This window comes from Corynebacterium sp. S7 (genome assembly GCF_054401105.1).
On record NZ_CM136760.1, the window covers coordinates 1720692 to 1746406 of the forward strand.

General features: G+C 56.1%; 26 protein-coding genes and 3 tRNA genes. 17 read left to right on the top strand and 12 right to left on the bottom strand.

The window, feature by feature from the left end; genetic code table 11:
* Window positions 1-5 precede the first annotated feature (5 nt).
* The 6 genes from ACXZ66_RS08260 (at window position 6) to msrB (ending at window position 2606) form a co-directional block, all read left to right on the top strand.
* A tRNA-Cys gene (locus ACXZ66_RS08260) sits at window positions 6-79 on the top strand.
* Window positions 80-91: 12 nt separating this feature from the next.
* Window positions 92-166, top strand: a tRNA-Val gene (locus ACXZ66_RS08265).
* Between the two features lie 21 nt (window positions 167-187).
* A tRNA-Gly gene (locus ACXZ66_RS08270) sits at window positions 188-260 on the top strand.
* Window positions 261-306: 46 nt separating this feature from the next.
* Window positions 307-987, top strand: a complete 681-nt coding sequence (locus tag ACXZ66_RS08275; protein ID WP_458748021.1) for a dihydrofolate reductase family protein — start codon at window positions 307-309, stop codon at window positions 985-987.
* 4 nt (window positions 988-991) lie between these two features.
* Window positions 992-2254, top strand: coding sequence for a glycosyltransferase family 87 protein (locus ACXZ66_RS08280; protein ID WP_458748022.1), 1263 nt, complete (start codon window positions 992-994; stop codon window positions 2252-2254).
* Window positions 2205-2606 (top strand): peptide-methionine (R)-S-oxide reductase MsrB, encoded by a 402-nt coding sequence (msrB, locus tag ACXZ66_RS08285; RefSeq protein ID WP_458748023.1) that lies wholly within the window; start codon window positions 2205-2207, stop codon window positions 2604-2606. The genes ACXZ66_RS08280 and msrB overlap by 50 nt, the downstream gene beginning before the upstream one ends.
* A 109-nt stretch (window positions 2607-2715) precedes the next feature.
* On the opposite strand, the gene hemQ is transcribed toward msrB, so the two are convergent.
* The gene (hemQ, locus tag ACXZ66_RS08290; RefSeq protein ID WP_458751336.1) at window positions 2716-3384 is read right to left on the bottom strand and encodes a hydrogen peroxide-dependent heme synthase; all 669 of its coding nucleotides are present in this window, start codon (window positions 3382-3384) and stop codon (window positions 2716-2718) included.
* Between the two features lie 200 nt (window positions 3385-3584).
* Here hemQ and ACXZ66_RS08295 point away from each other — a divergent pair, with 200 nt between their 5' ends.
* Window positions 3585-4253, top strand: a complete 669-nt coding sequence (locus ACXZ66_RS08295) for a DUF3000 domain-containing protein (protein WP_458748025.1) — start codon at window positions 3585-3587, stop codon at window positions 4251-4253.
* 1 nt (window position 4254) lies between these two features.
* On the top strand, window positions 4255-5448 hold the full coding sequence (locus tag ACXZ66_RS08300; protein WP_458748026.1) for an HRDC domain-containing protein: 1194 nt from the start codon (window positions 4255-4257) through the stop codon (window positions 5446-5448).
* Between the two features lie 10 nt (window positions 5449-5458).
* On the opposite strand, the gene dxs is transcribed toward ACXZ66_RS08300, so the two are convergent.
* The 4 genes from dxs to dut form a co-directional block, all read right to left on the bottom strand.
* Window positions 5459-7375 (bottom strand): 1-deoxy-D-xylulose-5-phosphate synthase, encoded by a 1917-nt coding sequence (gene dxs / locus ACXZ66_RS08305; protein ID WP_458748027.1) that lies wholly within the window; start codon window positions 7373-7375, stop codon window positions 5459-5461.
* 67 nt (window positions 7376-7442) lie between these two features.
* On the bottom strand, window positions 7443-8651 hold the full coding sequence (locus tag ACXZ66_RS08310) for a class I SAM-dependent RNA methyltransferase (RefSeq protein WP_458748028.1): 1209 nt from the start codon (window positions 8649-8651) through the stop codon (window positions 7443-7445).
* A 26-nt stretch (window positions 8652-8677) separates the two neighbouring features.
* Window positions 8678-9511 (bottom strand): DUF3710 domain-containing protein, encoded by an 834-nt coding sequence (locus ACXZ66_RS08315; protein WP_458748029.1) that lies wholly within the window; start codon window positions 9509-9511, stop codon window positions 8678-8680.
* 60 nt (window positions 9512-9571) lie between these two features.
* Window positions 9572-10051 (bottom strand): dUTP diphosphatase, encoded by a 480-nt coding sequence (dut, locus tag ACXZ66_RS08320; RefSeq protein ID WP_458748030.1) that lies wholly within the window; start codon window positions 10049-10051, stop codon window positions 9572-9574.
* A gap of 77 nt (window positions 10052-10128) precedes the next feature.
* On the opposite strand from dut, the gene ACXZ66_RS08325 reads away from it, so the two are divergent.
* Window positions 10129-10650 (top strand): DUF3093 domain-containing protein, encoded by a 522-nt coding sequence (locus ACXZ66_RS08325; protein WP_458748031.1) that lies wholly within the window; start codon window positions 10129-10131, stop codon window positions 10648-10650.
* Window positions 10651-10758: 108 nt separating this feature from the next.
* On the opposite strand, the gene ACXZ66_RS08330 is transcribed toward ACXZ66_RS08325, so the two are convergent.
* Window positions 10759-11049 (bottom strand): DUF4193 domain-containing protein, encoded by a 291-nt coding sequence (locus tag ACXZ66_RS08330; RefSeq protein ID WP_458748033.1) that lies wholly within the window; start codon window positions 11047-11049, stop codon window positions 10759-10761.
* A 158-nt stretch (window positions 11050-11207) separates the two neighbouring features.
* On the bottom strand, window positions 11208-12089 hold the full coding sequence (locus ACXZ66_RS08335) for an inositol monophosphatase family protein (RefSeq protein WP_458748035.1): 882 nt from the start codon (window positions 12087-12089) through the stop codon (window positions 11208-11210).
* An 89-nt stretch (window positions 12090-12178) separates the two neighbouring features.
* Here ACXZ66_RS08335 and ppgK point away from each other — a divergent pair, with 89 nt between their 5' ends.
* The gene (gene ppgK / locus ACXZ66_RS08340; protein ID WP_458748036.1) at window positions 12179-12937 is read left to right on the top strand and encodes a polyphosphate--glucose phosphotransferase; all 759 of its coding nucleotides are present in this window, start codon (window positions 12179-12181) and stop codon (window positions 12935-12937) included.
* 196 nt (window positions 12938-13133) lie between these two features.
* Entirely contained in the window at window positions 13134-14576 is a 1443-nt protein-coding gene (locus ACXZ66_RS08345) for an RNA polymerase sigma factor (RefSeq protein ID WP_458748038.1), read from the top strand.
* A 212-nt stretch (window positions 14577-14788) separates the two neighbouring features.
* On the opposite strand, the gene ACXZ66_RS08350 is transcribed toward ACXZ66_RS08345, so the two are convergent.
* The 4 genes from ACXZ66_RS08350 to ACXZ66_RS08365 all read right to left on the bottom strand — a co-directional run bounded on the left by ACXZ66_RS08350 (window position 14789) and on the right by ACXZ66_RS08365 (window position 18856).
* A complete protein-coding gene (locus tag ACXZ66_RS08350; RefSeq protein WP_458748040.1) occupies window positions 14789-16075 on the bottom strand; it encodes a DUF418 domain-containing protein in 1287 nt (428 codons plus the stop codon).
* Window positions 16076-16099: 24 nt separating this feature from the next.
* Window positions 16100-16747: a DUF4190 domain-containing protein gene (locus ACXZ66_RS08355; RefSeq protein ID WP_458748042.1), complete on the bottom strand. Its 648-nt coding sequence runs from the start codon at window positions 16745-16747 to the stop codon at window positions 16100-16102.
* A 106-nt stretch (window positions 16748-16853) separates the two neighbouring features.
* Window positions 16854-18608, bottom strand: a complete 1755-nt coding sequence (locus ACXZ66_RS08360; RefSeq protein ID WP_458748043.1) for a DEAD/DEAH box helicase — start codon at window positions 18606-18608, stop codon at window positions 16854-16856.
* Window positions 18605-18856, bottom strand: a complete 252-nt coding sequence (locus ACXZ66_RS08365; RefSeq protein WP_458748045.1) for a DUF3039 domain-containing protein — start codon at window positions 18854-18856, stop codon at window positions 18605-18607. The genes ACXZ66_RS08360 and ACXZ66_RS08365 overlap by 4 nt, the downstream gene beginning before the upstream one ends.
* A gap of 48 nt (window positions 18857-18904) precedes the next feature.
* Here ACXZ66_RS08365 and ACXZ66_RS08370 point away from each other — a divergent pair, with 48 nt between their 5' ends.
* From ACXZ66_RS08370 to galE, 6 genes are all read left to right on the top strand, one after another.
* Complete coding sequence (locus ACXZ66_RS08370) at window positions 18905-19384, top strand: DUF3099 domain-containing protein (protein WP_458748046.1); 480 nt, start codon at window positions 18905-18907, stop codon at window positions 19382-19384.
* 58 nt (window positions 19385-19442) lie between these two features.
* Window positions 19443-20969, top strand: coding sequence for a DUF7782 domain-containing protein (locus ACXZ66_RS08375; protein ID WP_458748048.1), 1527 nt, complete (start codon window positions 19443-19445; stop codon window positions 20967-20969).
* A gap of 9 nt (window positions 20970-20978) precedes the next feature.
* Window positions 20979-21413: a D-aminoacyl-tRNA deacylase gene (gene dtd, locus ACXZ66_RS08380; RefSeq protein WP_458748049.1), complete on the top strand. Its 435-nt coding sequence runs from the start codon at window positions 20979-20981 to the stop codon at window positions 21411-21413.
* Window positions 21414-21504: 91 nt separating this feature from the next.
* Window positions 21505-22494, top strand: a complete 990-nt coding sequence (locus ACXZ66_RS08385) for a sigma-70 family RNA polymerase sigma factor (RefSeq protein WP_458748051.1) — start codon at window positions 21505-21507, stop codon at window positions 22492-22494.
* A 133-nt stretch (window positions 22495-22627) separates the two neighbouring features.
* Entirely contained in the window at window positions 22628-23314 is a 687-nt protein-coding gene (locus ACXZ66_RS08390) for a metal-dependent transcriptional regulator (protein ID WP_458748053.1), read from the top strand.
* Window positions 23315-23323: 9 nt separating this feature from the next.
* On the top strand, window positions 23324-24316 hold the full coding sequence (gene galE, locus ACXZ66_RS08395) for a UDP-glucose 4-epimerase GalE (RefSeq protein WP_458748054.1): 993 nt from the start codon (window positions 23324-23326) through the stop codon (window positions 24314-24316).
* Window positions 24317-24330: 14 nt separating this feature from the next.
* On the opposite strand, the gene ACXZ66_RS08400 is transcribed toward galE, so the two are convergent.
* Window positions 24331-25515, bottom strand: a complete 1185-nt coding sequence (locus ACXZ66_RS08400; protein ID WP_458748056.1) for a DUF4192 domain-containing protein — start codon at window positions 25513-25515, stop codon at window positions 24331-24333.
* Between the last annotated feature and the right edge of the window lie 200 nt (window positions 25516-25715).

A 25715-nucleotide genomic window follows, 5' to 3' on the forward strand; every position in this document is an offset into this window, starting at 1 on the left:
TCCACGGTGGATTGGTCGAGTGGTTAGGCAACGGTCTGCAAAACCGTGTACACGGGTTCGATTCCCGTATCCACCTCCAGCTTTAAATTTTGCGCGATTAGCTCAGCGGTAGAGCACTACCTCGACACGGTAGGGGTCACTGGTTCGATCCCAGTATCGCGCACCAAGAACTTGTACAAGTTCTGTTGCGGATGTAGCGCAGTTGGTAGCGCATCACCTTGCCAAGGTGAGGGTCGCGAGTTCGAGTCTCGTCATCCGCTCAACTAAAAGGCCACCCTTCGGGGTGGCCTTTACTAATGTATGGGTATGGAAACTCGCGCATACTACTCGCCTGCCGAACTCATCGGCTCCTCCGAACCCACCGAGGTCCGCGCCGTAGCAATTGCGACCCTCGCCGGCGCCATCGCCACAGACGGAACCACTCAGTCTCTCGGCAACCAAACCGACACCGACCTACTCTTAGGCCTGCGCTCGTGGTCCGACTGCATCTTGGTCGGCGCAAACACGGTGCGCGCCGAGGGCTACGGTCCGTCGGATACCCCATTTGCCATCCCGTCGAAGTCACTTCGCTTCGATCTCGGTTCTTCGTTTTTCACCGAAGCACGCCACTCACCGTTGATACTTGTGCCAAGAACATCGCTTGACGACGAGGCGCTGGCCCCTCGTCGCGAAGCACTCCGCGAAGCGGGCGCCACCCTTGCCGATGCGGGCGACGGAACCGCCCAGGAGTGGCTAGAGATACTGCGTGCCCGTGGCTTCGGACGGATCACTTGCGAGGGTGGCCCGGGAATCTTTTCCATGCTCTTCGATGCCGACCTCGTGGATCTTTTCCACTTCACCCTTGAACCACTGCTGCACAGCGATTCCGCCTCTCGCCTTATCGCGCCACGACCCGATGGTAGGGCCTACGCGCGTCGGATGCACCTAGAAGATGCCCGCGCCACCGACGATTCGTTGCTGTTCCTGCGCTATCGCCGGGTACGGTAAACACGTGTCTTTGCGAACTCTGGATTCAACGTGGACCTCGCCCCTGCCGCTAAACGCCCCACAGCAGGTGCCGTGGACCCGGCTGGGCAACGCTATCGGGTGGCCTGTGGCCATCTTCTTGGTGATCCACCGCCTTGTCGTCTTAGCGTGGACGGGCTCGCCCACCGACGACTTCACCACTGTGCAAGCAGCGGCGCGACGCTTCGTTGAACGAGTTCCGGTCTACGACGAGATCTATCACCACGTCGACCCGCATTACCTTTATAACCCTGGCGCGACCTTGCTGCTTTCGCCATTAGGAATTGTTGCCGACCCCGATGTGATTCGGCCGTGGTTCATTCTGGCCAATGCAATCGCGATTATTGTGGCTTTGGCGATCCTGACCCGCATGGTGGGCTACCGGTTGAGTTCGCCACTCTTTCCTATCTCAATCGCGCTGGCATTTCTCACTGAATCAGTGACCAGCACCTTGGTCTTCTCAAATATCAACGGGATTCTGCTGCTCGCGCTGGTGGGTTTCTTATGGCTGTTTCTCAATCGTCGGTCCTGGCTGGCGGGCATAGTGCTGGGGCTGGCGATCGTCGTCAAGCCAATGTTCTTGCCCCTGTTGTTCCTTCCTTTGGTGAAATTGGATTGGAAGGCGCTCATCGGAGGCATCGCAGTGCCGGTGTTGCTAAATGTGATTGCGTGGCCACTGACTCCGGGTGCCAGTGCGTACCGGACTGAGCTGGTGCCTTACCTCGGCGAGACTCGTGACTACGCAAACTCCTCGCTTGCCGGATTTGCTGTGTACTTCGGCATGCCGGGCTGGCTCGAGTGGGCACTGTGGATCTTCCTTGCTGCATGTGTTGCGGTGGCCGTGCTCGGGCTTGCGCGCTTTAGGCATACCGACGAGCTGCTGTGGGCTACGACCTCGGCGGCCGTCTTGTTGACGGGCGTGTTCTTGCTCAGCTCGCTGGGGCAGGCCTATTACTCAATGATGCTGTTCCCAGCCATGTTTACTGCCGTGTCGCGGGTGAGCCTGTTCCACAACCCGATGGCTTGGGTGGGTGCTGTGCTTTGTCTGGCACCTGCGACCTGGTATTCGCCGCACTTTCCAACGACGGGCACGTGGCTGACCACGTTCTTGCCCATGGTCGGCTGGGCGACCCTTCTCATAGCGGCGGCGACGTGGGTAGTATTGGTATCACGTCAACAAAAAATGCAAGGAGCTAATCATGGTGAATTACCGCGAATGGACCGAGGAACAGTGGCGCGAGAAGCTTAACGAAAAAGAGTTTTACGTTCTCCGCCAAGCCGGTACCGAACCTCCAGGAGTCGGCGAGTACACCGACAATGTCGCCGAAGGCGTCTACAGCTGCCGCGCATGTGGGGCCGAGCTGTTCCGCTCGACGGAGAAGTTTGAATCGCACTGTGGCTGGCCGTCTTTCTTCTCCCCTCTCGCAGGCGACAAGATTATCGAGCGCGTGGACAACTCACTGGGAATGCAGCGCACCGAGGTACTGTGTGCAAACTGCGGGTCGCACTTGGGCCACGTCTTCGCGGGAGAAGGCTACGACACCCCAACTGACCTGCGTTATTGCATCAACTCGATCTCGATGAACTTCGCAGCCAGCTAACCTTTAAACTAATCTGCAATTTAGAATCGACCAATCGCGTCTTTTGGGCCCAAAATGAGCCTCTGAGACACGATTGGTCGATTTTGATTTGCGGAAAACTGCAGCAAATTTAAGGCAGAACGTTCACAATCTCGCCGATATCCGAAACACGGCGACCGGAGAAGAACGGAATCTCTTCGCGCACGTAGAGGCGAGCCTCCGTGTAGCGCATCTTGTACATCAGGTCAACGATGCGGTCCAAGGATGGAGCCTCGAAAGCCAGCATCCACTCGTAGTCGCCGAGTGCAAAGGCAGGGACCGTGTTGGCGCGCACATCCGGGTAATCGCGGGCAGCCTGGCCGTGCTCGGCAAGAATCTTGCGGCGCTTCTGCTCGTCCATGATGTACCAGTCATAGGAGCGAACAAATGGGTACAGTGTGATCCAGTCGCCTGGCTCCTCGTCCATGATGAAGCTTGGCAGGTGGGACTTATTAAACTCAGCTGGGCGGTGCAGCGCGTTGCCAATCCAGTGCAGTTCGAGGGACTGACCCAGCACCGTGTCGCGACGGAAGCGACCCAATGCGTCCTGCAAGGTGGAGAACTCCTCGGCGTGCCACCAAATCATCAGGTCAGCGTCTGCGCGAATGCCCGAAATGTCGTAGATGCCGCGGATGATCAGGTCACCCTCGTTCTCCAGCTCGTCGAGAAGCTCCTTTGCCTCGTCGATGATGTCTGCGCGGTCCTGTGGGAGCGCCCCGGGAATCGCCCGGAAGATTGCCCACTGGGTGTAGCGCTGCATGCTGTTGAGCTTTTCAAAATCGAGTTTTGCCACGTCCTGGTGTTCCTTTCAAAAAATCCGATTCTTCGTTGGGTGCGCCATCGGGCATCAAACGAAAGTACGACCCATCTTAGCGCCTGCGCGGCAAAGTAAAAGGGACAACTCCCCCAATTCCCCTCCGGCCTGAACCAAGGTGACACACTCGGCGCGCCTCCCCAATAATGGGTGGCGCTCTAGATAGTTTGGAGGGCGTGACGAATACCGACTCCAACTCCCAATCCCCTGCAACTAAGTCGCACGCTGAAGGCGATTCGAACGCGTTGCCAGAGGAGTTTAGTGCTGCGGTGGAATCAATGCATGCAGCTCAGCTGCGGAAAGAAATCACTCTTGGCACGATTCGCCCACCTCAGCGCCCTGCGCCATTTAGCCATGCGATTGGGCTCGAGGTCTCTCACGGTGACGTCGATCTAGAAAATGCGGTGCCACAGGATTCGTCCGGCGACGCCTTCGGCCGTCTCATCTTGCTCCACTCCCCCGATGCCGAGGAGGCGTGGGAGGGCACCATGCGCCTCGTCGCCTATATCCAGGCCGACATGGACGATGCCGTGGCCTCCGACCCCCTATTGCCGGACGTTGCGTGGCAATGGCTCAACGAATCGCTGGCCGAAACCGGCGCAGGATTTACCAACCTTGGCGGCACTGTCACCTCGACGGCATCAGTGCGTTTCGGTGAAATCGGTGGGCCGCCTCGCGCTCATCAGCTGGAGATGCGCGCTTCCTGGACCGCCGACGGGATCGACTTGTCCACACACGTTGAGGCCTTCTCTAAGGTGCTCGCCTTGGTGGCAGGGCTGCCTCCCGAGGGTGTCACTCGCCTAGGCAACAGTTAGCATGGGTGACGTGAGATACGTCGACCATGTAGATTTTGAACTTGTTGATTCGCTCGATGGGTTCAAACGGGCCGCCTCCGCGCTTTCCCGCGGCAGCGGCCGTTTTGCTTTGGACACCGAGCGCGCGTCCACGTTTCGCTACGATGACCGCGCCTTTTTAGTCCAAGTTACGCGCCCAGGTGCCCCGACCTTCTTGATCGCGCCTGAAGGGTTGCGCGAAGAGTTCACCGATGTTTTCGCACCAGTGCTTAACGACGAGGCGTGGATCCTGCATGCTGCGGGAGAAGATCTTCCTAGCCTTTCGTGGTTGGGGCTACACCCAGGCGAGCTCTTCGACACTGAGTTAGCCGGGCGCCTTGGTGGCTTTCGGCGCCCAAACTTAGCAGCCATGGTTGAGGAATTCGTCGGCGTGCACCTCGAAAAAAGCCATGGGCGCGAGGACTGGTCCCTTTCTCCACTTCCGTTTGAATGGGCAGAATACGCTGCCCTAGATGTGGAGTATCTCGACGAGCTGGCCACGGCGGAGGCTGAGTTTTTGGCCAACGAAAAGAAGCTCGCTATCGCCGAGCAGGAGTTTGCCTATTTGGTCTCCACTGGTACCTCGCTGAGCCAACCGCGACAGCGTTCTTGGCGCGAGACCAAGGGAATTAAAAGTATTCGCTCCAGGGCGTCGCTGAACGTGGCTAGGCATCTATGGGAGGACCGCGAGTATATTGCGCGCGCCACCGATACTTCGCCGGGTGCGTTGTTGTCGAACCGGGCGTTGATTGATATTGCGAAGGAAATGCCCTCGTCGAGACGCGAACTGTACAGGATTCGGGGGGTGTCGAGAAAGTTTGACCCCTGGGATTCTCTGGTGCAAGCGCGGGAGGATTCACCTGCGGTGTATCCCGAAATCGAGCGCGAGCATCCGTATCCTCCGGGGAAGTCCTATTGGGAGCGTGAGCACCCTGACTCGTGGCGGGTACTGCAGCAGGTGCGCGCCGATATGCTGGATTTGTCCGCGGACATTGATATTCCGACGGAGAATATTTTGGCACCGAAGCTGCTCAGCGAAACTATCTGGGAAACCACCGCCGGGTCCGCACAGAATTCGTCCTGGACGACTCACTCCATGGCGCGTTTGCTCGATGAAAAAGGGGCGCGTGAGTGGCAAATCCAACTCACGGCCCCCATTATTGTTGACCAGCTCTAGGCTCTAAGCACTAGCGGGCAAGGAAGTTAGCCCACTCGCGAACCTGTTCCGTCACCGAGGCTTGGTCTAGGCCGACTTCCTCAAGGATCTGTGGCCGGGTTGCTGGGCGCGGATAGATGCTGGGGAAGCCGAGCTGACGCACAGGCGTATCCACCTGTGCAGACGAGAGAGCCTCGGCGAACGCGGAGCCAACTCCGCCGCGCAGCAGCCCGTCTTCCATGGTGACTACCATATCCACGCCGGCGGCTAGCTCCACGAGCTCAGGGGCAATGGGATACACCCAGCGCGGATCGACGACGGTGATCAAAATTCCTTCGTCGTGAAGCGTGCGTGCTGTCTCGATGGCTACCTCTGCAAACGTGCCCACCGCGACGAAGAGGACCTCGAGGGTGTCCTCTCTGGCCGGGGTCTCAGGGCGGTAGAGCACATCGGTGCCCGAAGCGAGCCTTTCAATGGCCTCGATATCAGCTGTGACATCGCCCTTCGGGAAACGCACAACAGTTGGACCAGTTGTGACCTCGATGGCCTCGTTGAACTCCTCGGCCAGACGAGTAGCATCACGCGGAGCCGCAATGCGCACGCCCGGAACAATGGAAACGAGCGTGAGATCCCACACTCCGTTGTGGCTGGCACCATCCGGGCCCGTCACACCGGAGCGGTCAAGGACAAAGGTGACGGGCAGTTTCAACAGGCCGACATCCATGAGCAGCTGGTCAAACGCGCGGTTCAAGAACGTGGAGTACAGCGCCACAACTGGGTGCATTCCCCCCAGCGCAAGGCCAGCGGCAGATGTGACGGCATGCTGCTCCGCGATGCCCACGTCGTAGAAACGAGAAGGGAACTTCTCGGCGAAGGGCTGTAGGCCAACCGGGCCTGACATTGCGGCCGTAATGGCCACAATATCGTCGCGTTTTTCGCCCGCCGCCACGACTTCCTGGGAGAACACCGAGGTCCAATCGGGCTTGTTCGACTTCTTTTGTACGCCAGTTTCTGGATCCATCACACCAATGGTGTGCATCTGATCCTTCTCGTCGTTGAAAGCCGGGGCGTACCCGTGGCCCTTCTCAGTAACCACGTGCACGATCAGCGGGCCGTCATACTTCTTGGCGTACTCAAAGGCCTGGTTCAGCGCCGTGAGGTCATGGCCCTCGATGGGGCCGATATACTTCATGCCCAGCTCAGGGAACATTGAGGTAGGCAGGACCTGGTACTTCACGCCTTCTTTTATGGCGTGCAGCGCATCAAAAGTGCGCTCGCCTACCCAACCCATCGACTTCAGGGTTTTCTTGCCGTGCTCCATGACCTCGTCATAGGCCGGCTGGTAGCGCAAATTGGCCAGCTGCGCGCGCAAGCCTTCAAGGTTGTTGGAAAAACCGCCAATAGTTGGCGAATAGGAACGCCCATTGTCGTTGACCACGATGACAACATTGCGCTCACCTGCAGCGATGTTGTTCAGTGCCTCCCAGCACATGCCACCAGTCAACGCACCATCGCCGACAACGGCAACCACGTTTTGATCGCCCTTGCCTTGGAGCTGGAAGGCCTTTGCTAAGCCATCGGCATACGAAAGAGCTGCAGAAGCATGAGAAGACTCCGTCCAGTCATGCTCGGACTCCGCCCGGTCTGTGTAGCCAGACAGACCGTCTTTTTGGCGCAAGGTATCGAACTGATCTGCCCGCCCAGTGAGAATCTTGTGCACATATGCTTGGTGCGAGGTATCCCAAATGATGGGTTCATCGGGCGAGTCGAACTGCTGATGCAGCGCAATTGTCATCTCGACGACACCCAGATTCGGCCCTAGGTGGCCGCCCGTGGCAGAAACCTTTTCAACAAGGAATTGGCGAATTTCATCAGCCAACAATTCCACGTCTGCTTTCGGTAGCGCCTTAAGGTCCGCAGGAGAATTGATCTTGCTCAGGACACTCATTGGACCTCCGTTGCTCTGTTTCACCAGTGCATAGCCTCCCTTTATGTTAATCCGACATCTTACACTCCTAACGCGACAGTTCAGCCATCACCTCAAAGTGGTGCGTATTCGGAAAGGCGTCGATCAGAGCCATGCGATTGACGCGGTATCCCGCCGCGCCCCAATCCGCAAGGTCTCGCGCAAAAGTTGATGGATCACAGCCCACATGGATGATTTGCTCCGGCGCCTTGGCCGCAGTTGCCTCAATTACCTCTTTGCCCGCACCGGCACGCGGCGGGTCGAGCACGACAAGACCAGGACGTTCTAGCTTATCGACGACAGCCTCTACCCGACCATTGACCAATTCCAAGTTGTAGCCGTCAAGCTCTGGTTGCATGGTATCCACCGAGGAAGAGTAGTCAACTGAGATGACTTTCCCGTCGCTTCCGAGCGCATCAGCAATTGCCGGAACGAAAACACCGACGCCGCCGTAAAGGTCCCACCCCACCTTGGATTCGTAGGAATCCTTCGTCCACAAGCGAATCAGCTGCGTATAGGCATCGGGCGCGTTCGTGTGCGCCTGCCAAAAAGCCGTGGCTGGGAACGTGAACTGATGCCCGTCGGCGCGCTCGATAACTTCACCCGTGCCTTCGATGACCTGGGTGATCTTTTCTACGCGACGACCACGTGGCACCTTGGAAGACTCAACGATGTGCCGGTGGCCGTTGGAATCCATCACGGCAACAACCTCAGCGCCCGGGGTGAACTCAAACTGAGACAAATCGTGAATCAAACCAGGTACGACCTGGCTACACGTCTCCGTGACAACTTCGGTGGACTTGCGTTTGCGCATGCCAGCTCGTCCTTGCTCGTCGACGCCCAACCGAACCCTGGTCCGCCATCCCAGCGTCGGGTTCAGCTGCACTGGTTCGATCTCGGCTAGATCGAAACGCTCCAGTACGCCAGAGCGTTGTGCCAACGAGTTGAGCTGGCCTACGAGTACCTCTTGTTTGAACCCCAATTGAGCTTCCGGCGCTATCACTGCATAGTCACAGCAACCCGCACCGTGTGCTGCGGCTTCACACGTGGGCGCAATTCGGTGCTCAGAAGGCGTTAGCACCTCAACGGTTTCCGCCCGAGCCCAGCGCTTCTTCGTCTTCGTGACTGCAGCGAGGACCGTATCACCTGGCACAGCGCCCAGGACGAACACCACGCGACCGTCCGCGGCATGTGCGATGGCTTCGCCACCGTGCGCCATCGACGTTGCTTTAAGTTCGAGGATATCGCCTGTTTTCATGTCGATCGATTCTAGCGGAGCATCGGTCACGAACGTGTATCTTCTTCGCCCGCACCCGGCTGGCCTGCCTGCTGGTTTTGCTGGGCGCGCTGCTGCATCGCCTGCTGGACCTGCTCGGCTAGCTGCTGTGGCAAAAGAACCGGCAGAGAGTTGCCCGCCAAAATCGGGTCATTGCCGCGGTAGACAAAGGTGCGCGCCGCAAGTTCACGGCCCAAGGTGGCCAGCTCGGCATCCTTGCCTTCAGGAGCAGCCAGAGTCAAGCGCAGCATCCAACGCGGTCCATCAACGCCGAGGATGCGGATCGAACCATTCACACCGGTGCCGAGTACCTCGCGACCCCATGGCCCCATCTCCATCCGCGTCGGCATCCCCTGTTCGCGCATACCGTCGGCGATCTCATCTACCGAGCGCTCCCACTGACCTCCCGAGCCCGGAGCAGCAAAAGCCACCGGCGTAATCCGACCGTGCCGCGTCACGATGTGCAACATCTTCGGACCCTGATCGCCCATTTCTACCTGGACTTGAGTGTCCTTTGGCAATGGGATGCGCATCGAGCCAAGGTTAAGCACCGAGGTGCCAAAATCGGAGAAATCAAAGTCATCGAATTCCACCGAATCGCCGTCGAATGGTCCGACGCTGCCGTTAACAGGGTCGTGTTCGAAATCTGCGGAGACTCCCTGCGCGAGAGGAGCCTCGGCTTCGGCTTCGGTTGGGGCCTCGGTTTCGGTCTCGCTCAAGGCGGCAGGCTCGGGCGGTGCGGCAGGCGCATCGTCGCTAAGCGACGACTCCTTGACCCCTGCTTCCTCTACGGGCGCATCATCTTGCTCTGAATTCTTATTGCCAAATGGCCACAACGCCATAATTGCTACCTTCCTAACTAATACGTTTGTTAATTTCGACTCTAGTGGGGCGAGCGGGAATTAGTTGACGCCTGTGGAACCGTGGCCACCGGCGCCACGCTCAGTACTGTCGAGCTCATCGACCTCGACGAAGTCACACAATTCGACTCGCTGGATAACCAACTGAGCGATGCGCATGCCGCGGGTAATCTCGATGGGCTCTTTCGGATCGAGATTAATCAAACTGACCTTGATCTCGCCTCTGTACCCCGCGTCGATCGTGCCGGGGCTATTGACAATAGACAAGCCCTGCTTTGCGGCCAATCCCGAACGCGGGTGAACCAAGCCGACCGTTCCCACAGGAAGAGCCAGCGCGATCCCCGTTCCCACAAGTGCGCGTTGGAAGGGCTCGAGCGTGACATCTTCTGCGGCGTACAGGTCAACGCCGGCATCGCCTGGATGTGCGCGCTTCGGCACGGGGAGCTCCGCGTCGAGGCGCTGAATGGGAATCGGAGGCAGGCTGTGTAGCTCGGGGTGTAGATCGTGTTGGTTCTCAGTCACGATTTCCACCCTACGGCATTTCTGCCTAACGGCAGCTGAATAGAACTTTCGCTTCCGACTAGCCTAAAGTTGTAGGTGTGACTGACTCGATTGCTTCCAAGAATTCTGCCCAGCCCACAATTTTATATCGGGAACGCCAGTGGGTGCCATGGTATTGGTGGGTACTGCTCGTCGCTTTCGCACTGCTCGTAGGGTTTCAATTCAGCCTCAACCGTGACTTTTGGTGGTTCTTGATCTGGCTCGTCGGCACTCTCGTGGTGGGCGCGTGGGTCCTGGTGTGGTTATCAAAAACCACGTTGACAGTCGAACAGGACGCTGACGGCACTCGGTGGTTGCTCGCCGACAAAGCGAATTTGCCCGACAGCGTCGTCGCCCGCTCCATGGTGGTGCCTGAATCTGCCAAGCGCAACGCACTGGGTCGCCAGCTTGACCCGGCGGCATTTGTCATCTCGCACGGGTGGGTAAAAGAATTGGCGTTGATTGTTCTTGATGATCCGGAAGATCCAACCCCTTATTGGTTGCTTTCCAGCAAGAATCCGCAGAAGCTCTTGGAAGCATTCGTTCCGAACAAGATAAGTAATCCAGACACCAGTTCTTAAGATCTGCGCATCAAGCGCATCAGATCGGTCAGCAAAAACAGCCACATCCTTACAACAAGGGGGTGGCTGTTTTCATGTTCTCCTAATTTGCGCTGCTCGCCCTATTGCTTATTCGCAGTCGAGGCAAACTGGATTGCCATTTTCGACGTATGCCAATCGGCTCTTCTTCTGAACGAGGAAGCATACCGAGCAGGTAAATTCATCGTCGCGCCGAGGAATAACGGTGACATTGAGTTCCTCCCCTGCCAGGTCTGACTGAGGAATTTCAAAGGAGTCGACGATCTCCCCCTCGTCGTCCATCGAACTACCTGCAACCTCAGTGGTTTTCAAGCCTTCAAGCTCTTCGGTCTCAAGTTCGTCGTCAAGGCGGCGGCGCGGTGCGTCGTAATCCGTAGCCATGGTGTAGCCTTCCTGAATTTTCTAGCGGGTCAACTTTGATTCTTAACAAGTTGTCTCAGAGCTGCCCATTCAATTCATGTTCAATTCCTGGGCATTGACAAATTGATAACTTTCGACGCGATACTAAAGCATAGATATCCGTATGTCATCTCCGCAGGTCATTGGGGTAGTTGCTGATCTCCCCCGCTGGCGGCAAGCAGTGCCCTAAACGAGGTTGAAATTCCCGGAGCCGTAGCTACCACCGGGAATCCTTTTGTTCCCGAAACTTGCAGGCCAGGGTGACTGAACACTACCCCCGATTCGGTAGCAATCACAGCACCCGCGGCGTAATCCCAGGGATGGATGCCGTGTTCGTAGTACGCATCAACTACCCCCTCGGCCACTCTGCATATTTCAAGCGCTGCCGCACCCATCCGGCGGATGTCGCGGACGCGCGGCAGGAGGTGCGTGAGCACGTTCGCTTGAGCTTCACGACGATTTGCCGTGTACCCAAAGCCCGTGGACACCAGCGCGCGGGCGGTGTCTTCGGCCTTGGAGGCCTGAAGCTTCGAAGTCTGCCCATTTCGAGTTACTGTCGCCCCAGCTCCCTTGGCAGCCTGGAACACTTCTCCTGTAGCCACATTCACCACGGCTCCTGCAACAGGTTCGCCGCGCAGCGCCACACCAATCGAGACAGCGTATTCCGGGATGTTGTACAAGAAGTTCACCGTTCCATCGATCGGGTCGACGATCCACTGGTATCCCGAGTGAGAGGGTTTGTCGGCCCCCTCTTCGCCGAGGATCCCGTCGTCGGGACGCTTCTGTCCAATGCTGTCCACGATGAACTTTTCGCTGGCCCTGTCAACAATTGTGACTGGGTCGACCGCAGAAGACTTAGAAAGAGTATCTGCGTACAAACTGCCATCAGCGCTCAATTGAGCTCGTTGAGTGCGCACCAAATCTGCGGCTCCGACGGCAATGTCTACTGCGAGATCTCGCAGGTGTACGAAGTCAGCGATCTCTTCTGGAGCGAATTCTGTTGGGCTGTGGATGTCAGACATGATCTTGATTGTGCCCTCTTTTAGCCGAACTAGCAGCGCGCTCGTTTCACGTCCAAGTTTTCTACGCAAGTTTTTGTAGGATTGTGCCCATGAGCAACGAGCACATCGGGTTTGGCGCAGACATTGGTGGTTCTGGCATTAAAGGTGCACTGGTCAACCTTGATACCGGAGAGTTTATTGGCGACCGAATCAAGATTAAAACCCCTTCTCCCTCCACACCAGAAGCTGTCGCGGCTGTTGTCTCCGACATTGTTTCTCAGAAAGAGTGGGAGGGACCAGTTGGCATTTGTATGCCCTCGGTGATCAAGGACCAGATTGCGCTTAGTGCCGCGAACATCGATAAGTCGTGGATTGGCACCAATGCCCATGATGTCTTCGCAGCTGCGTTGGGCAAGCGCGAGATCTCTGTTCTCAACGATGCCGATGCAGCCGGAATCGCCGAGGTGGAACATGGAATTAGTGAAGCAAGTGAAGGCCCAGTGATCTTCCTGACCATCGGCACAGGAATTGGCTCAGCGTTTTTCATCGACGGCAAGCTGTTCCCCAATACCGAACTTGGCCACATGATTGTGGGAAAGAAGGAGGCAGAGCACCAGGCCTCCTCTGCCGTCAAAGACCGTGAGGAACTGAGCTTTAAGGCGTGGTCCAAGCGAATCGACACCGTGTTGTTGGAGTATGAAAAGCTGTTCAATCCAAAACTTTTCATCGTCGGCGGAGGAATTTCTCGCAGTTACGAAAAGTGGATTCCCCGACTAACGGTGGAAACTCCGGTAAAATCGGCCGAACTACGCAACACTGCAGGTATTGTGGGCGCAGCGATGGCTGTAGCAGGCCATCTCACTCCATAACCGGATTAGGCTATATTGGAGGGAAAATCATTAGCCCCAATGCGAGGAAAGACTGACAAATACTGTACAGTTGACCAAGTTCCTCGCGCAAGAGGTAGGGAATAATTGCGTTCCCGTTTTGGTTCCTACTTACAAACAGGTGCCTACCCGACACAGTAAGTTGGATCAGCACGATAATTATGGCGAAAGGGCGTACGTGGCAGCCAGCGATACTTCAGGCAAGGCAACCGCAGCGGACGTAGAAGCGACCGCCGACGGTCTGGTTCAGGACGGCGGAAACCAGCAAGCAGCGTCTAGCACGGCAAAGAAAACGACCAAGAAGGTCGCTAAAAAGGCCGTTAAGAAAGCCACCAAAAAGACGGTGAAAAAGACCGCCAAGAAGACTGCGAAAAAGACAACTCGCAAGACTGCAGCACAACAGTCCTCCACGCCAGAATCCGAGGACGAGCTAGCACCAGAGGACATTGATTCCGAAATCCCATCGGATCTTGACGCAGAAGATCCACTGGAAGACCAGGACTACGATCCTAATCTCGCCGACGAGGATGACTTCGACGACGAGATCGACGGTGAAGACGAACTCGCTACTGCTGAGCTCGGCGAAGATGATGACGAGGACGAGGAGGACGAGGGCTCGTCTGTCTGGGATGTCGAAGAATCTGCCGCATTGCGTCAGGCTCGCAAGGATGCCCAGCTCACTGCATCGGCTGACTCTGTCCGCGCTTACTTGAAGCAAATCGGCAAGGTTGCTCTGCTCGATGCTGAGCAAGAGGTGTCTCTGGCAAAGCGCATCGAGGCCGGTCTCTATGCTCAGCACCGCCTCGACGAAATGCAGCGCGCAGCGGATGAGGGTGACAAGGAAGCTAAACTCACCCCTGCTGTGAAGCGTGACCTGCGTGCTGTTGCACGTGACGGGCGCAAGGCCAAGAATCACCTCCTTGAGGCGAACTTGCGTCTGGTTGTCTCGCTTGCAAAGCGCTACACCGGTCGCGGTATGGCCTTCTTGGATCTGATTCAGGAAGGTAACCTCGGTCTGATCCGTGCGGTGGAGAAGTTTGACTACTCCAAGGGCTACAAGTTCTCCACGTATGCAACGTGGTGGATCCGTCAGGCAATTACCCGCGCTATGGCAGATCAGGCCCGTACCATTCGTATTCCGGTTCACATGGTCGAGGTCATCAACAAGCTTGGCCGCATCCAGCGTGAACTTCTGCAGGACTTGGGCCGCGAGCCAACCCCGCAGGAATTGGCAAAGGAAATGGATATCACCGAGGAGAAGGTTCTCGAGATCCAGCAGTATGCTCGTGAACCAATTTCCTTGGACCAGACCATCGGCGACGAGGGCGACTCGCAGCTCGGCGACTTCATCGAGGATTCCGAAGCTGTTGTCGCAGTCGATGCAGTGTCCTTCACTTTGCTGCAGGATCAATTGCAGGACGTCTTGCACACCCTATCCGAGCGCGAAGCAGGTGTTGTTCGACTCCGCTTCGGTCTCACCGACGGTATGCCACGCACTCTCGACGAGATCGGCCAAGTCTACGGCGTGACCCGTGAGCGTATTCGTCAGATCGAGTCTAAGACGATGTCGAAGCTGCGCCACCCATCGCGTTCTCAGGTATTGCGCGACTACCTGGATTAGAACTTGGGCTACCCAAAACACCCGCTAGATGTTCTTCTGCACGAAGAATTTCTAGCGGGTGTTTTGTTATTTTGCTCAATGCATTAGCCGTCAAGCCAATATCGAACACTAGAAATTATGTCTGATATTTCATGCTTAAATGGGCCTTTTTAGGCGGATTTTTCCTAGTCTTCGATTTCGTAAGCGCTCGTGAAAGGCCCAACTACTCGGAATTACTCAGCTCGCTCGAGAGAACTACGGTGCTCCGGTGCCACATAATATGCCGGCAGTCCGTCTTTGCCGTATGAGAGTCGGCGGTGTACCCATTCAAAGGGGCCAGGTTTGTCTAGTTTTTCGAGGGCGTACGCGAGTGTGAGCAGCACGATCCAGACCACAAGAGCCACTATTTGTAGGACGAATGCTCCGGCATCGACGAAGAGATCCAACGTAAACGGGAGCATAAGGGTGAAGAAGATGACTGACTGCATCAAGTAGCCAGACATCGAGCGCCTTCCGAGCGCCACGGGAGCGACCAACCACCAAGGCACCTTTTGTGTCAGTTCAAACTTTTCCTGTGCCGGAATTAATAGCACCGAGGCCAAGGCTAGGATTGCCGGGCCCGTAAAGTATCCGAGAAAACTGTTTAAGCTATTGAAAATTGGTGACCACTCGGGGTTGATCACGCCTGCGGATGAAAGACCCCAGGGCAATCCGACAAACAAGATAATGACAGCCCCAACCGCAATCCAGATACTCAGGGTTCTCAGGTGTTTCTTCGGTTCGTGCAATACGCGTGAGCGAGCGAAGATGAATCCAACCAGCATCACGGGCAACAGGTTAAATGAGGCGTAGAGCACCGAGACAACATAACCGGCGGCATATAGTGCGCCCATACCCATGTAATCCACGTACGTATCGGGGTTGACGATCACCTGTGATGACACGGTATCTTCAGGAAAATACACAGTGTAAACGGATGTCATTAATCCGATGATGACGCCGATGACAAACAAAACCGCTGTGATCCACTTCAGTGTTCGGTTGGACAGTCCCATCATGGCGATGATGATCATCGCAAGTAGCCCATAGAGCAGCAAGATGTCACCGTAGAAGATGAATACACAGTGGACGAGGCCAAATAGCGCCAGTATTCCATAACGGCGGAGCAAGATTTTCCTAGCCTCTCGACGCGGAAAATTCCTCCGTTGCAAACTCATGGAAATTAAGCCGATACCAAAGCCCAGCAATGTTGAGAACATCGGTAGTCCACGCACGTGCACAAACATTGCGGAGAACACCATAGCCACCTGATCGAGGAAGTGTTGAACTTCAGTTGCTGCTGGCCGAAAGCCACCGAGCGAAAGGTCACCGGTGGCGTTGTCATAACTAGCCCAGGCCGTAGTAATATTTGCGGCGGCGATGCCGAGTAGCGCCAAGCCACGGGCAACATCTGGTGCCAGAATCCGGGGCGACGTGGTCCCCCTTCTGACTGGATTTACAGTACTTACAGTGGAAGACAATTCCGGCTCCTCGACGAATTGAGTCTAATTGTTCGGATTTGTCATGGAGTCCCTGATGCACTGTTCGTATGCAACCTCATCGGGGTTATCGCCCTCCAAATGCACGACGCAATCAAGTGCTCCGGAGCCCTCGAGCATAGAAAATCCGGCCACAGCCATCAGCACAATCGCAATTGATGCGAGGACGGCCAAAATGCCAGTGACCAAACCGGTGATTGCCATTCCCCTGCGTTTCTCCGGGCCAATAATGGAGTTGGCCTTACGAATGCCCAGGATACCGAGAACAATGGCAACGATTCCCAAAATAGCGCCCAATGGGAATAGCGCGATGGTGACAACCAGTAGTAGCGAAATGATGCCGAGGATCATCGCCCATAATGCAATGTTGTTCTTCTCGGCAACACCGGCTTGGTATCCGGCCTCGAACCCACCTGGGTAGCCGCCGGGGTATCCGGACTGATTTCCCCCTGGGTAGCCAGCACCGTAGGTGTTGTCGCCGTAGCTATTCGACGAGCCCTGCGCGCCACCGGAACCGTACGGCGAGGAGCCATAACCTTCGGAGCCCTGGGAACCCTGGGAGCCCTGCGCGGAGGACCCTGAATCTCCGGAATCGGGGAAGTTCTCTGGGTGATCGCCCCTGTATGGGTCGTTCGGGTTCGACTTATCAGTCATGGTACGCGAATCCTAACTTGGTTCAGGCTGTATTAATTGCTCTTCTCCAGAGTACCTATCACGGCCTGTCCTCGCCCTTCAATGAGCGCCCCGCCCTCGATCCCGGCTACCAATCACGAAGGTAAGCGATCCGGTCTCGGAGTTGTTCCGCAGTACACAATGCTGTAGGCGGTCCCCCACAAGCCTTCCTCACTTCAGTGTGAATCGACCCATGCGGGCGGCCTGTCTTGCCCGCTCGAATCGACACCAACGTGTTCAGCTCTTTACGCAACGCGGGGATCTCGTCGGATGCCACACCCGAACCTGTGTCCTTCTTGGTGGATTCCGCAGATGAGACGCCGAGAATTTCCTCTTTTTCCCGCCTTGCGCGCTCTTCGGCTTTTCGTGCCTTCTCTTCTGCTTCGTGAGCATCCAGTTGGTCACTTTGACGCTTACGCAGCAATGTCTTGACTTGTTCAGCATCGAGCAAACCAGGCAGCCCGAGGTACTCGCGTTCTTCATCAGAACCAGCCACGGTAGGTGTGCCGTACGTCGAACCATCGAAGATCAAAGAATCCAGCTCTGCCGAAGCACCAATAGACTCATACGATCCAGGCTCATCGGGTTCGTCTTGTGTCCGATTCGCTTCCGCGACGAGATCATCGTCCCAGCCGTCTTTTTCACGGTGTGGCTTGCCTAAAATGTGGTCTCTGGAAACTTCCATCTCCTCGGCAAGTTTCAACAGCACCGGTACCGAAGGCAAAAAGACAGACGCGGACTCGCCGGGCATGCGCGAACGCACGAAACGACCAATCGCCTGGGCAAAGAACAGCGGCGTTGAGGCCGAAGTGGCATACACACCCACGGCAAGGCGAGGGACGTCCACACCTTCGGACACCATGCGAACCGCTACCATCCATTCATCACGCGAGGCCGAGAACTCGTCGATACGCTCCGAAGAGCCCGGCTCATCCGACAGGATCACTGACACCGGTGTGGAACTAAGTTCGGACAGAATCTTTGCGTAGGCGCGTGCGGTCGTCGTATCGGTGGCGATGACTAGGCCGCCGGCGTCGGGCATGTTTGTCCGGATTTTCAACAAGCGCGTATGCGCAGCCTTGAGCACTGAGGCGATCCAATCCCCCTTTGGGTCCAGTGCAGTTTTCCATGCCCGTGCAGTTTGTTCGGGGCTTAAGATCTCACCGAGGCGTGCGGAGTATTCTTCGCCTGCCGAGTCTCGCCACTGGGCCTCGCCCGAATATGCAAGGAATACCACGGGGCGGACGACGCCGTCGCGCAGAGCTTCTGCGTAGCCATAGGTGTAATCGGCACGCGAAATCTGGTGGCCTTCGCCGTCTTCTTCGTAGCGGACGAAGGGAATCATCGAATCGTCGGAACGAAAGGGCGTACCGGTCAGCGCCAGCCGGTGCTCAACGTCGTTGTACGCTTCGCGCACACCATCGCCCCAGCTCTTCGCGTCGCCGGCATGGTGAATCTCGTCCATAATCACCAAAGTGCGCCGCGCAGACGCAACGGCATGGTGCTTGAACGGGTGCATGCCAACTTGCGCGTAGGTGACCACGATGCCGTCATAGGCTGGGTTCACCGCCGACGAGTTGGTGAAATTCGGATCCAACGAAATCCGGAACCGCTTCGCGGCGTCACTCCACTGGTGCTTCAGGTGCTCCGTCGGTACAACAACAATGACGCGATTGACCGTTTTGTCCCCGAGCAAGGTCGAAGCCAGAGTCAACGCGAAGGTCGTCTTACCGGCACCTGGCGTAGCTACCGCGAGATAGTCCTTCGGTTTCGTTCTTAGAAATTGGTCAAGAGCCTCTCTCTGCCAAATACGCAGAGAAGGCCCTGGAGCAGCCTGTGTCACTTCTTGCGAAGCCCCTTATAAATCCGTTCACAGTCAGGGCAGACCGGTGAGCCCGGCTTGGCCTGCTTGGTTACAGGGAAGGTCTCTCCACATAGTGCGACAACCATTTTCCCGTCGATCGCCGAATTGATGATCTGGTCCTTCTTCACATAGTGGAAGAACTTCGGGGTGTCGTTGCCAGTCGAGGTATCTTCTCGAATTTCAGGGCGCTGAATAGTTTTCGTCGTTGTTTCCACAACTCCCATCATGCCCCAAGTATCGCTATTTATTAAGCCGGAAGGCTACCCTTGGACTTTATGCACGAAGGTATGGATCACGAATGGGTGGACGCGGAAGAACCCGCCTCCTCCCGCTCTAAATATTTCCGATTCAAAACTTCCCCAGCACAGCTTATTACCGATGCGATCCGCACACCCGAGCAGAATCGGCATTCCCGCGAAGTGCGCTACCTCATTCTTCAACTGTCGCGTATCCCGTTCATTCTGATTGCAATGGTGCTGGCCTTCACCAGCAATTGGGGACTTGCCGCAATATTTTTCCTGATTTCCATCCCCCTGCCCTGGATCTCAGTGGTCATCGCAAATGGCAAGGGCGAGGTCCGCGACAAACGCACCCGCAACGTCTATAAACCAGCTGCTGCCCGCTATGCGGAAATGGAGTCACAGCGCCGCGCCGCATTGGAATCAGGCTCTGCCGATCCGTCGTCAGACCCACCCAACGAAGAACCCATTACTATCGATCACGAGGATCCCGAGGATCCGCACCCCCAAAAGTGATCAATATTGGTTCAGTATTAGTTAAGACCGGTTAGTCCAATTAGCAAGGAGCCCGCGAGTGCCTCTCAACCCCGACCTCGTCCGCGAATTAGTGGAATCGCTCAATCAGCACGGTTACACCGCGGACGGCATCGCCGCACGCCTCGGCCCACAAGTCACCGAGGCCCTCTACCGCGGCGAGCCCGGGGTAGTCTCATTCGCCACCCGCGACGGTTCCGCGCTCTCACAATTGATCAGGTTCTTTCTTCTGCGCGAACCATGTAGCGGCGAAGCGCTCGCGGACGTCTTAGGGGCACGCTTAACAGAATCGCTTTACGACGAAGGCGTGGTCTCCAGAACGCCTGCAGGGGAATTACAGGTCGCTCTTGATGTTCGTCCCCATGTGATCGCCGGCAAGAACCAGATCATCTTCTCTGACCACGACGCCTCGATGACTGATCACGTCCCCGACAGCGACCATGTCCTCGGCGTTGGTTCTGCCAGCGTATCTCTGCTGTCTGCTACCCCACTCACCCCGGTGGAATCCGTCCTAGACCTAGGCACGGGCTCGGGCGTGCAAGCAGTTGCACAGGCAGGATCAGCAATGCACGTCGTGGCCACCGACGTTCACAAGCGTGCCCTTGATCTGGCCCAAGCCACTTTGAGCGGCGCCCAGATTCACAATGTGGAACTGCGCCACGGTGCCTGGTTTGCCCCCGTCGCTGGTGAGCGGTTTGATCGCATCGTAGCTAATCCCCCGTTTGTCGTTGGGCCGCCAGAAATCGGCCATATCTACCGCGATTCTGGCCTCGATCTCGATGGGGCCACCGAACTCGTCGTCAGTCAAGCTCCCAACCACCTGCAAAACAGCGGTACCGCCTACATGCTCGGATCGTGGGTGCTCACTCACGATCAGTCGTGGGCAAGCCGAGTTGCCTCGTGGCTGCCAAAGCGTGGCATTTCAGCGTGGGTTATCCAGCGCGATCTCGCCGATCCCGGCAAGTACGTGAGTACGTGGCTGCAGGATGAATCTGTCGATCTGCGCTCTCGGAACGGAATTGCTCGTACAGAGCAGTGGCTCGAACATTTCCAGCGCAACGACGTGGTCGGGATAGGTTTCGGCTGGATTTTCCTGCGTTCCATCGGAGATCAGCCGACGGAGGTAACGGCCGAAGAGATTCTCCAACCGTTCACCGATCCCCTTGGGCCAGAAGTTGATGAGTACTTCCAACGCATGGAGTGGCTGCGTGACAAGACCAGCGACGATGTTTTGGCATCGCGTTACACCGTACGACCGGGACTTGCCCGTGAAGAAGTCCAAGTCGCCGATTCTGAAGTTGGTATGGGTTTTAATTCCAAGGTCATTCGTCTGACTCGTACAGATGGACCACGTTTTTCCCACGAGGTGGATTCCGCTCTGGCTTCCATCATTGCCGGGCTGCACCCAAATGGATTGAGTCTCGGTGAAACCGTCGGGCTGTGGGCTGCGTCTCAGGGTATCGTGGATGATTCTGAACTACGAAGCTCTGCTGCCGGCGCAGTGGTAGATCTGGTTCGGCACGGCCTGGTCTTGCCGGCCGAGATCGCTAAAATCAGCGGTATTTAGGAGCAATTGTTGATTAGTGTTTTGACCCGTGTGACCGAAGCAAGTGTCACCGTTGAGGGAGAAGTCGTCGGTGCAATTGATTGCCCAGACACCGGTGGAATCCTCGCCCTCGTTGGCGTGGGTCGCGAAGACGCAGAGGATGCCTGGGAAACGACCGCGCGGAAAATCGCCGAACTTCGAATTCTTGCCGATGAAAAATCAGTGATAGAGGTCGGGGCTCCCGTGCTTTTGGTGAGCCAGTTCACCTTGATGGGGCGCACGAAAAAGGGGCGCCGCCCGTCCTGGAGTGACGCTGCCCCCGGTGAAATCGCGGAACCTGTCATAGAGAAAATTGCCACATATCTCCGCGACCGTGGGATCACAGTCGAGCAGGGATCCTTTGGAGCGATGATGAAAGTACATAGCGTCAACGATGGCCCCTTCACTGTTCTTGTGGAGTCCTGACCATGAAAAAGTCTCTTTTCTAGCTCCGGGAACAATTTGCAGACATTGACCGTTGTGTTACTAGACTGCAAATTCTTCAAGGAGGCTTTGAATGACTCAACCGTCGCTCAACGAGGAAAACAACGAAAAGGTTGACCGCGGTAGCCGCCGGAATCAAACCAATGACAATCCCTCGGCAGACCTCGTTCGTGTATACCTCAACGGCATTGGCCGAACTGCACTTCTCAATGCAGAAGAAGAGGTTGAATTAGCTCAAGACATCGAAGTTGGCCTATACGCACAACATCTTCTTGATGATCCGGATAAAGAACTTACTCGCGCAATGAAGCGCGATCTCAAGATCCTCGCCAAGCAAGGTCGTAAGGCACGCTCTCACCTGCTGGAAGCAAACCTTCGTCTCGTCGTTTCCTTAGCTAAGCGCTACACCGGCCGCGGAATGCCACTGCTTGATCTCATTCAAGAAGGCAATCTCGGCTTGATTCGCGCCATGGAAAAGTTTGACTACTCCAAGGGCTTCAAATTCTCCACCTACGCAACGTGGTGGATTCGCCAAGCAATTACCCGTGGCATGGCAGATCAATCTCGCACAATTCGCCTCCCAGTACACTTGGTGGAGCAGGTAAATAAGCTTTCTCGGATTAAGCGAGAAATGTACCAATCCCTCGGTCGTGAACCTACGAATGAGGAACTCGCTGACGAATCCGGGATTGAAGAGTCAAAGATTGAAATGTTGCTCCGACAGTCCCGCGACCCAGTCAGCTTGGATATGCCAGTCGGCGCCGATGAGGAAGCTCCTTTAGGTGACTTCATCGAAGACTCTGAAGCGACCGACGCAGAGTCATCCGTAGTTGCTACCCTGCGCCACGATGACATTCAGAAGGTAATTGGCTCCCTGGAGCAGCGCGAGCAAGATGTGATCCGCCTGCGTTATGGTCTCGACGATGGAGTTCCACGTACTTTGGACCAAATTGGCCGTAAATTTGGGTTGTCACGCGAACGTGTGCGCCAGATTGAGCGGGAAGTTATGGCAAAGCTGCGCGTAGGTGATCGCGCGGATAAACTGAGGGAATACGCCAAATAAGGTAAACCCTATAATTCGGGTCTGAATTATTGCCTGAGTGACCACATGGTGCCCCGGTGGGGTACCATGTGGTCATGTTCGTTTCGGCTAACTTTCGCCGAAGCTGAGAATGAATGTGAAAAGGGGTCTGTACATGCGTGATTTGGTTGATACCACGGAGATGTATTTGCGCACTGTGTACGAGCTTGAAGAAGAAGGAATTGTTCCCCTCAGAGCTCGCATTGCCGAGCGCCTTGATCAGTCCGGCCCAACAGTATCCCAAACAGTAGCTCGCATGGAACGTGACGGGCTGCTTGTCGTGGAAAAGGACCGCAGTCTGAGTCTGACGCAGGAAGGCCGCGAGCACGCTACCCGGGTAATGCGCAAGCACCGTCTAGCGGAGCGTCTCCTTGTTGATGTCCTTGGCATGGATATCAGCCAAGTACACGACGAAGCTTGCCGCTGGGAGCATGTGATGAGCGATGCCGTGGAACAACATGTAGTCGGTGTGTTGGATAATCCGAAGCGCTCGCCGTTCGGTAACCCAATTCCTGCGTTGGATGAACTCGGCGCCGAGTCCGCCAATGACCTCGAAATTGGACAGCGCGCGATCGATCTTGATCTGTCCTCCCCAGTTAAGGCCGAGATCGTTCAAATTCATGAAATTCTCCAGCTTGATCCTGTGGAGTTCTCTGAGCTCGTCGCAGCAGACGCGAAGGTTGGATCGATCGTTGAACTAACACACTCCGACGAGGGGCTAGAGGTCACTGGTCCAAATGGCCGGACGATTGTGGTCGACGACGCACTCGCCCACGCGTTTCGTGTCCGCCCAATTGATTAAGGTAGGGGCATGACGAAACTCCTAGTAATTGGTGGCGCTGGCTACGTAGGCAGCGTGTGCGCTGCAGTCTTGATTGAAGCAGGCTACGACGTCACCATCATCGACAACCTTTCAACGGGCAATGCCGAGGCGTTGCCCGCTGGCGCTCGCTTTATCCAAGGCGACGTGCGCGACCTTGTTGATTCTGTATTGAGCGAGGGTGGGTTCGATGGTGTCCTGCACTTCGCGGCCCGTTCCCTAGTCGGTGAATCCATGGAAGTTCCGGAAGAGTATTGGAACGACAACCTCATTACCTCTCTCGCACTGCTTGAAGCAATGCGAACTCACAATGTTGGTTCACTCGTCTTTTCTTCCACTGCGGCAACCTATGGTGAGCCCGAACAGGTTCCAATCACCGAAGACATGCCCACCAAGCCGACCAACCCCTACGGCGCAACCAAACTTTCCATTGATTATGCGATTACTTCCTATTGCCAAGCACATGGCCTCGCGGCAACGAGTTTGCGCTACTTCAACGTTGCTGGCGCATACGGCAATATTGGAGAAAACCGCGAGGTAGAAACTCACCTGATTCCGCTCGTGTTGCAGGTAGCTCTCGGCCACCGGGACAAGATTTTCATGTTCGGCGATGATTGGCCAACCAAGGACGGAACCGCAGTCCGCGACTACATTCACATCCGAGACTTAGCCGATGCCCACTTACTGGCATTGGAGAATAACCGTCCTGGCGAGCACCGCATTTTCAACTTGGGTAGTGGCGATGGGTACTCGGTACGAGAAGTCATCGAAATGTGCCGCGAAGTCACAGGCCATGAGATTCCAGCGGAGGTCGCTCCCCGACGAGCAGGAGACCCTGCAACGCTCATTGCCTCAAGCGACAAGATTCGTGCTGAACTCGGATGGAATCCCACCCGCACTGATCTCAAGCAGATCGTCACCGATGCGTGGGCCTTCACGTCTCAGCTCGGCGACAAAGCACACTCAGCGAAGCGACGCGCTTAGCCCTAGGAACAGGACTAGCTTGCTTGTGGCTCGACCTCCATTAATTCTCGCTGCAAGAGGCTGCCGTCTCGCACGGCCTGAAGTAAACCTTCATGGTCACCCATGCTCAGGCCTTGAAGCAGCACTTCCGAAAGTGAGTGGCCACCCAGTTCCTCTTGCACGACAAGAAGTGCGGCAGTGGCCATCGAACTTACGCCCAGCTTGGTGGCAATGATCGCCCACAAGCTGAGTGCATTGGCCCGAATCACCCCAGAGAATCGAGCTGCGATCGCTAGAAAAACAGTGGCAAAGTGCCCTGGGTGTTCAAGCGCTGGAACAACTAGACAGTCCCGCAGTTTCGAACGGGCCAGCACGGTTGCCACCAACACCAATTGATCGAGATTTTTGATTGTCTCTTCGAGCAGGGGTGGATCGTCTAAAGAGATCAAGGCTTTGACTGGCGCCGAAGTGATCACTGCACATGCAGCGGTGATCTCATTGGCGGCTCTACGTGTATCAGCTCCCAGGGAGCGCAGAAGCTCGTCGGCACGCGAATATGCTCTTTTCGCTACGGCATCGATGCTTCCAAACTTGCACTGCTGGTGCTGTGAACTGGCAAAATACCCCAATGCCTCTTCCCGTGTTAGTGCGGGAAGCCCGCCGTTATCAAGCAGCGGACGCATCGACGGTGAGAGTGCGACGTTGGAAATCACGCCGGCTTCCCACCCGGCTGGGGCCGCGAATCCTGCACTGCGCCACTGTGCGGAATCTGCACCAAACTCCATGCGATAAGGACTGCCCGTGGCTATTTCTGAGACAGACCAACACATGTTGATCAGTGAGCTGTCACGGTCGTCGTTGAGGTCATAGAGGACATCAACGGCTTCCCTGGCGAGGCTAGACTGCAGCGCGCGAGACACAATGACTGCTACATAGAACTCTCGATCCTGCAGAAACGGTGACTTTAGGCCCTGTGCGAGTTTGGCAATATGTGACAGGTCTGCTCGCATCACCGGTCCGATTGCGAACTTGTGTGAATGCGCAAGATTTCGGTCTTGCGTGTTGTGGTCGAGTGTGCAAGGCTCATCGTCGTCCACATGAAATCCAATGACGATGACGGATTCTTGAGGGAAGAAACCAAGAATTCCGGGCAGCGAAGCGATCAGTTCTCCCGGGCCAGAGAGCGTGTTATCGGTGTATTTGTGAGTGCTATTGTCCATGCACCTATGGTGTGGGAGAAGACACGAAAACGCGGTGCTCGTCGCTAAGCTTTCTGTATTCTGTGGAAAACAACATTTTCGTGGTCCAATTAGGGTTTCGGAAACGAAAAACTTCCTCGTGGGCGAAGAGTTATCCACAGGAAACCCACGGGAATCATTTCGAGCGCTACACCGTTGTAACTATTAACAAACAAATGTAG